Source organism: Sphingomonas sp. FW306-1B-B10E, from assembly GCF_058782005.1.
This window is the reverse complement of record NZ_JBYSXG010000095.1, coordinates 1-6,614: the sequence shown is the minus strand read 5'-3', so window position 1 is coordinate 6,614 and position 6,614 is coordinate 1. Positions and strand designations below refer to the sequence as shown.

The window sequence follows — 6,614 nt, the reverse complement described above, 5'->3', positions numbered from 1 at the left end:
CCCCCAACCCCTCCCTTGCAGGGAGGGGAGTTCTCCGCCTCCTGCCGAGCCAGTCAGGATTTAGTTCGCGTCGTGGAAGATGATTCCCAGCGTGTGGCGCTGTCCGAGATGCACGGCGCTGACCCCGTGGCGCATCGTCACGCGGTAGTCGCCCTTGGCGCCGCGGACCGGGCGCTGATTGACCGCGAACACCACCGCGTCGCCCTGCGTCAGCGGCACCACTGCGGCGCGCGACTGCATCCGCGGGCGCTGCTCGGTGAGGACGAACTCGCCGCCGGCGAAGTCCTGGCCGGGGGCCGAGAGCAGGACCGCGACCTGCAACGGGAAGACATGGGCGCCGTACAGGTCCTGGTGCAGGCAATTATGGTCACCGGGGCCGTAGCGGAGCAGCAACGGCGTGGGGCGACTCTGGCCGGCGGCGTGGCATTCGGCGAGCCATTCCGCATGTTCGGCGGGAAAGCGGCGGTCGAAGCCCATTCGCTCGTGCCAGCGATTGGCGATTCCGGCGAGCGGCGGATAGAGTCGCGTCCGCAGCGTCTGGACCGGATCGGGCAAGGGATAGGCGAAATAGCGATACTCTCCGCGGCCGAAGCCGTGGCGGGCCATGATGACGTGGCTGCGAAAATGCGCGGGCTCGTCGTAAAGCGCTGCGATCTCGCCGCAGACCGGGGGAGCGAGAAGCCGGGGCAGTACCGCCCAGCCATTGGTGTCGAGCGCTTCGGCGGCGGAGGTCCAGTCGATATCGGTCATGGCGCGGGGCTAGACGGAAGCGGCCGACGGTGCGCTCCGTTGCTTGCGGTCGAAACTACCCACCGTCATCCCGCGAAAGCGGGGACCCATCTCCTGCCGTCACCACCATCGCACCGGCGCATTCTGCTGCTCGTTGGGGAGATGGGGCCCCGCTTTCGCGGGGATGACGAAGAAGGATTGACGCGAAACGAAACGCTCAGCGCGGCGAATATCCGGCCTGGGCAATCCCCGTACCTGGCTGGTGGTTCGCGACGATCGCGCTGGCCACGGCCTGCATCAGCAACTGGCGCTCGCGGATCGGCCGCGCGGTGTCTCCGATCATCACGGCCAGCGCGTAGGACCGGCCGTCGGGCGCAGTGAGAATGCCGACATCGTTGAAGCCCGCGGTGCGTCCGCCGAGATCCTGCCCGGTGCCGGTCTTGTGGCCATAGGCCCAGCCCGGCGGCACCGCGCCGTGCACGCGGGCGCGGCCGGTCTTGGCGCCGGCCATCGTCGCGAGCAGCCACTCGGTCGAACTCGGCGACAGCAATTCGCCGCGCTGGAGCCGCGCGAGCGCATCGGCGATCGCGGCCGGGGCGGCGCCGTCGGGCGGATCCTTGACATAGGCCTCATAGGCGGCGCGGCGCACGTCGGGCGACAGCTTGGCGCGCGCGACGGCAAAGGCGTTGCCCATCGAATATTCGGGCTTCCATTCGAGCCCGGCGGTCCCCGCCTGGAGCAGTTTCTCGCCCGGACCGAAGCGGATCGTGCCCAATTGCTTGCGGGCGATGAAGTTGCGAACTGCCTGCGGGCCGCCGACGAGGCGCAGCAACTTGTCGTTGCAGGTGTTGTCGCTCATCTGCATCGCGCGGCGCATGATCTCGGCGACCGTGGTGGTGTAGCCGGCATCGCCCTTGACCAAGGCCGCGATCGGCTGGTGGAACAAGGTGAAATCGGCGCGGGTGATGGTCAGCGGATCGTCGAGCCGGATCGTGCCGCGGTCGACTGCGTCGAGCACCGTCATCGTCACCCACAATTTGCTCACGCTCTGTTGCGGCAGCGGCCGCGTCGCAGTGACGTTGCTGGCCATCCAGCCATCGTCGACGCTGATCACGGCGATCCCCGCCAGTCCGGCGAAGTTGCGCGTGATGGTGTCGATCGAACTGACGAGGCCGAGCGGCGCGGGCGGGCGCGGCTTGACCGGCTTGGCCGTCGCCGCAGGGAAGGGCATCAGTACGCTGTAGCTGGGCGCGGGCAGATAGGCGGCGAGCAGGGCATCCTCGTGCACCGCGCAGCCGAGCAGCATCGCAGGCCCCAGACCCGCGAGCGTCAATGCGCGCTCTACCTTAGAGAAGCCCTTAAATTTACTCACGAATGCAACCCCTTGCGCCACTACTCAACATGTGGCGAACCCGACTCGCATCAAAGCCCGGCTGCCCGGCGATGCGACGAATCCGGTAATGATAGCGACGAATGGTGAAAGGAGAGGAAACTCGCCCATATAGCGGCACCAACGCGCGATGCGCGGCTCGTCCCCCCGAACCCCATCACGGCACCAAGATCGTGTCGACCGCGACGTCGAGCGTCTCGGGATAATCGAGCGTGTAGTGCAGCCCGCGGCTCTCCTTGCGGTGGAGCGCCGAGCGGACGATCAGGTCGGCGCTCTCCAGCAGATTGCGCAACTCGATCAGGTCTCCGGTGACGCGGAAATGGCCGTAATAGTCGTTCACTTCGCCGCGCAGCATCTGGATGCGGTGCGCCGCGCGCTCGAGCCGCTTGGTCGAGCGGACGATGCCGACATAATTCCACATGAAGCGGCGGATCTCGGTCCAGTTCTGCTTGATCACCACTTCCTCGTCGGAATCGGTGACGCGGCTCTCGTCCCACGGGCGGATCGGCGGCGGCGGGGCGAGGTCGCCCCAGTTCGCGGCGATATGGTTGGCGACCGCCTCGCCGAAGACGAAGCATTCGAGCAAGGAATTGGAGGCCAAGCGATTGGCGCCGTGCAGCCCGGACTGGCTGACCTCGCCCGCGGCATAGAGATTGGGCAGGTCGGTGCGCCCGTCGCGGTCGATCAGCACGCCACCGCAGGTATAATGCTGCGCCGGCACCACCGGGATCGGGCCGGTGGTCATGTCGATGTCGAGATCGAGCAGCCGGGCGTGGATCGTCGGGAAGTGCTGCTTCACGAAATCCGCGCCCATATGGCTGATGTCGAGATGGACGTAATCGAGGCCATCGCGCTTGATCTCGGCGTCGTTCGCGCGCGCCACCACGTCGCGCGGCGCCAGCTCCATCCGCTCGGGGTCGTAATCAATCATGAAGCGCTTGCCGGTCTGCGGATTGATCAGCCACCCGCCTTCGCCGCGCACTGCCTCGGTGATCAGGAAGTTCTTGACCTCGAGATTGTACAGGCATGTCGGGTGGAACTGCATGAACTCCATGTTGGAGATGCGGCAGCCCGCGCGCCACGCCATCGCGATGCCGTCGCCGGTCGCGCCCTTGGGGGCGGTCGAGAAGAGATAGGTGCGGCCCGCGCCGCCGGTCGCCAGCACGGTGGCGTTGGCGGTGAACAATTCGACGCGGTTGGTGGCGCGGTTGAAGGCGTAGACGCCCCATACATTGCCGGCGCCCGAATAGCGCTCCTCATGGCGGCTCGTGGCGAGGTCGATCACCACCATGTCGGGGACGAGGGTGATGTTGGGATTGGCGCGCGCCGCCTTGAGCAGGGCTTCCTGGACAGCCCATCCGGTGGCGTCGTCGACATGGACGATGCGACGATGACTGTGGCCGCCCTCGCGCGTGAGGTGGAGCGCCCCCTTGTCGGTGTTGAACGGCACGCCGAGCTTGGCCAGCCGCTCGATCGCGGCAGGGGCGTTCTCGACAACCATCTCGACGGTGGCGCGGTCGTTCAGCCCGGCGCCGGCGACGATCGTGTCCTCGATATGGTTCTCGAAGGTGTCGCCGGGTTCGAGAACTGCGGCGATCCCGCCCTGCGCCCAGGCAGTCGAGCCTTCGTTTAGCGCGCCCTTGGCGAGCACGGTCACCTTGAACCGGCTCGCGAGGTTGAGCGCGGCGGTCAGCCCCGCGGCGCCCGAGCCGATGACGAGGATTTCGCTAGTATGAGGATCGCCGGCCATATCTCTTCCGCTGGTTCGTCCCCCGCCTAGGCGCTAAGCGGCTCGCCTTGCAAATGGAGAGAGATATGCGCCGGCAAAGCCTGGGTTTCGTGGGACTGGCATGCGCGGTCGCCTGGGTGGTGCCGGCGGGCGCATGCACATTGGGCGCACCCGGCACCACCCAACGCGTGACGATCGGCGACACCGGCCGATCGCTGCTGCTGCGCGTGCCCATGCGGCAGCAGAGCGGCGCGCTGGTCTTCGCGCTCCACGGCAGCGGCGGCGATGGCGCGGCGGTTCTGGCTGATTCGAAGCTCGAAGCGACTGCCGAGCGCCGCGGCTTCCTCCTCGCCGCGCCCGATGGCGGCATCGCCGCGGACAAGGGCCATGTCTGGAACATCCCCGGCGTGCCGACGGTGTCGGGCAAGGTGCCCGGACCGGAGGACGCCGACGATGTCGCCTTCTTCGGCAAGGCGATCGACTGGCTCGCCGCCAAGGGCTGCGCCGATCGCCGCCGGGTCTATGCCACCGGTATCTCGGGCGGCGGGCGGATGACCTCGTGGCTCGGCTGCGTGGCCGCCGAGCGCTTCGCGGCGATCGCGCCGGTGGTCGGATTGCGCGCGGGCAATCCTTCGGCGGCTGATCCGGGTTTCCCGGATCCGGCGACGTGTGCGCCCGCGAAGCCGATGCCGGTGATCGCCTTTGCTGGCGGCAAGGACGGCACCAACCCGGTCGAGGGCGGCGGCGCACCCTATTGGCAATATCCGATGCGCCGCGCCGAGGCACGCTGGGGCGACCTCAATGGCTGCCGCCGCCCGCTGCCCGAGCGGGCATTGGCGAGCGGCGTGGTCGAGCGCGGCTATGCCGATTGCCGCGGCGGGGCTGAGGTGGTCGCGCGGATCACGCCCGAGGCGGGGCATGTCTGGGCGGCGGACAACGAGGCGATGTGGGCCTTCTTTGCACGCCACCGGCGCTAGCGGACCCCCAGTCGCGCGCAGCGGGGCTCAGGCGAGAAGCTGAAGCAGCGCCTTCGCGGCCTCTTCGGAGCTGGCTGGATTCTGGCCGGTGACCAACTTGCCATCCACCACGACATACGAAGCCCAGTCCGCGCCCTTCTCATAGTTGGCGCCCAGCTTCTTGAGCTCGTCCTCCACCAGAAACGGCACGATATCGGTCAGCTGGACCCCGTCCTCCTCGGAGTTGGTGAAGCCCGCCACGCGGCGCCCCTTGACCAAAGGCTCACCATCCGCGCCCTTGACGTGGCGCAATACGCCGGGCGCGTGGCAGACAAAGGCGATCGGTTTGCCGGCGCGCTCGAAGCTCTCGATCAGGCCGATCGAGCTGTCCAGTTCGGCGAGGTCCCACAGGGGGCCGTGACCACCGGGGTAGAAGACGGTGTCGAAGTCCGCCTGATCGACGGTGTCGAGGCGGACGGTGTTCGCAAGTGCATGCTGCGCGTCCGGATCGGCCTTGAACCGCTCGGTCTGCTCGGTTTGGGAATCGGGCGCGTCGCTCTTGGGGTCGAGCGGGGGCTGCCCACCAGCCGGCGAGGCCAGCACGATCTCCGCACCGGCATCCTTGAAGACGTAATAGGGGGCTGCGAACTCCTCGAGCCAGAAGCCGGTCTTCTTACCCGTATCCCCCAGCTGATCGTGCGAGGTGAGGACCATCAGGACTTTCATGGCAACTTCCTTGTATCTTGGCACAGATTCGTTGCCGCCAACGGTCGATGCCCGCTTACGCTCCCGCAATCCGTGCGAACCGCCCGGCGGGGCTCAGCCGTTGGAACGCGTCAGGTTGAGGAAAACATCCTCGAGATCGGCTTCGCGGGTCGAGACGTCGACGATGCCGTAGCCGCCGCTCTGCACCGCGCCGAGGACTTCGCCGGCATTGGCCTGGTCCTTGCGGTAAGTGATCACCAGCGTGCGTCCCGCCTTCAGTTCGATCTTCTGGAAGCAGGCGTTCTCTGGAAGCGCCGGCACGTCGCGGTCGACAGTGACTTCGACGACCTTCTCCTGCGCCATGCCGACCAGCTCGCGCGTGGGCTTGTTGGCGATGAGCTTGCCGTGGTTGATGATCGCGATGCGGTCGCAGAGCTGCTCGGCTTCCTCGAGATAGTGCGTGGTCAGCACCACCGTCACGCCGCGCGCGTTCAATTGCTTGACATAGGCCCAGAGCTGCTGGCGCAGCTCGACGTCGACGCCCGCGGTCGGCTCGTCGAGCACGATGATCGGCGGCGAATGGACCATCGCCTTGGCGACCATCAGCCGGCGCTTCATGCCGCCCGAGAGCGTGCGCGAATATGCGTCGGCCTTGTCCTCGAGATGGACGGCGCGGAGAAGCGCCATCGGGTCGCGCTGCGCCTTGGGCACGCCGTAGAGTCCCGCCTGGATTTCGAGCGTCTCGCGCGGCGTGAAGAAGGGATCGAAAGTGATCTCCTGGTTGACGATGCCGATGCTCGCCTTGGCGTTGCGTGGGTGGGCGTCGACGTCGAAGCCCCAGATCGATGCGCGGCCATCGGTCTTGTTGACCAGCCCGGCGAGGATGTTGATCAAGGTCGACTTGCCCGCGCCATTGGGACCGAGCAGTCCGAAGATTTGGCCGCGAGGCACCTCGAAGCTCACGCCATCGAGCGCGCGCTTGCCGCCCTGATAAGTCTTGCAGAGATTGTCGATCTCGATCGCGGCCTGAGTCATGCGAAGTGCCTATTCATTCCCCTCCCGCTTGCGGGAGGGGTTAGGGGAGGGCGTGTGACCGGATGTCACC

General features: G+C 67.1%; 6 protein-coding genes. 1 reads left to right on the top strand and 5 read right to left on the bottom strand.

Annotation, left to right across the window (positions count from 1 at the left end):
• Nucleotides 1–60: 60 nt before the first annotated feature.
• The 3 genes from AC3WJI_RS21300 to nadB all read right to left on the bottom strand — a co-directional run bounded on the left by AC3WJI_RS21300 (nucleotide 61) and on the right by nadB (nucleotide 3,869).
• On the bottom strand, nucleotides 61–750 hold the full coding sequence (locus tag AC3WJI_RS21300) for a 2OG-Fe(II) oxygenase (RefSeq protein WP_492759311.1): 690 nt from the start codon (nucleotides 748–750) through the stop codon (nucleotides 61–63).
• A gap of 196 nt (nucleotides 751–946) precedes the next feature.
• On the bottom strand, nucleotides 947–2,035 hold the full coding sequence (locus AC3WJI_RS21295; protein WP_492759312.1) for a serine hydrolase: 1,089 nt from the start codon (nucleotides 2,033–2,035) through the stop codon (nucleotides 947–949).
• A gap of 241 nt (nucleotides 2,036–2,276) precedes the next feature.
• Entirely contained in the window at nucleotides 2,277–3,869 is a 1,593-nt protein-coding gene (nadB, locus tag AC3WJI_RS21290) for an L-aspartate oxidase (protein ID WP_492759310.1), read from the bottom strand.
• 65 nt (nucleotides 3,870–3,934) lie between these two features.
• On the opposite strand from nadB, the gene AC3WJI_RS21285 reads away from it, so the two are divergent.
• Nucleotides 3,935–4,825: a CE1 family esterase gene (locus AC3WJI_RS21285; protein WP_492759309.1), complete on the top strand. Its 891-nt coding sequence runs from the start codon at nucleotides 3,935–3,937 to the stop codon at nucleotides 4,823–4,825.
• 27 nt (nucleotides 4,826–4,852) lie between these two features.
• Here AC3WJI_RS21285 and AC3WJI_RS21280 read toward each other — a convergent pair whose 3' ends face one another.
• Nucleotides 4,853–5,530, bottom strand: coding sequence for a type 1 glutamine amidotransferase domain-containing protein (locus AC3WJI_RS21280; protein ID WP_492759308.1), 678 nt, complete (start codon nucleotides 5,528–5,530; stop codon nucleotides 4,853–4,855).
• 93 nt (nucleotides 5,531–5,623) lie between these two features.
• Nucleotides 5,624–6,544: an ABC transporter ATP-binding protein gene (locus AC3WJI_RS21275; RefSeq protein WP_492759307.1), complete on the bottom strand. Its 921-nt coding sequence runs from the start codon at nucleotides 6,542–6,544 to the stop codon at nucleotides 5,624–5,626.
• Nucleotides 6,545–6,614: the final 70 nt, after the last annotated feature.

Excerpts from the sequence above, each read along its gene's own strand:
- AC3WJI_RS21285 (WP_492759309.1), top strand. The coding sequence starts at position 3,935 with ATGCGCCGGCAAAGCCTGGGTTTCGTGGGACTGGCATGCGCGGTCGCC.
- AC3WJI_RS21280 (WP_492759308.1), bottom strand. The coding sequence starts at position 5,530 with ATGAAAGTCCTGATGGTCCTCACCTCGCACGATCAGCTGGGGGATACG.
- AC3WJI_RS21295 (WP_492759312.1), bottom strand. The coding sequence starts at position 2,035 with ATGCTGCTCGGCTGCGCGGTGCACGAGGATGCCCTGCTCGCCGCCTAT.
- AC3WJI_RS21275 (WP_492759307.1), bottom strand. The coding sequence starts at position 6,544 with ATGACTCAGGCCGCGATCGAGATCGACAATCTCTGCAAGACTTATCAG.
- nadB (WP_492759310.1), bottom strand. The coding sequence starts at position 3,869 with ATGGCCGGCGATCCTCATACTAGCGAAATCCTCGTCATCGGCTCGGGC.
- AC3WJI_RS21300 (WP_492759311.1), bottom strand. The coding sequence starts at position 750 with ATGACCGATATCGACTGGACCTCCGCCGCCGAAGCGCTCGACACCAAT.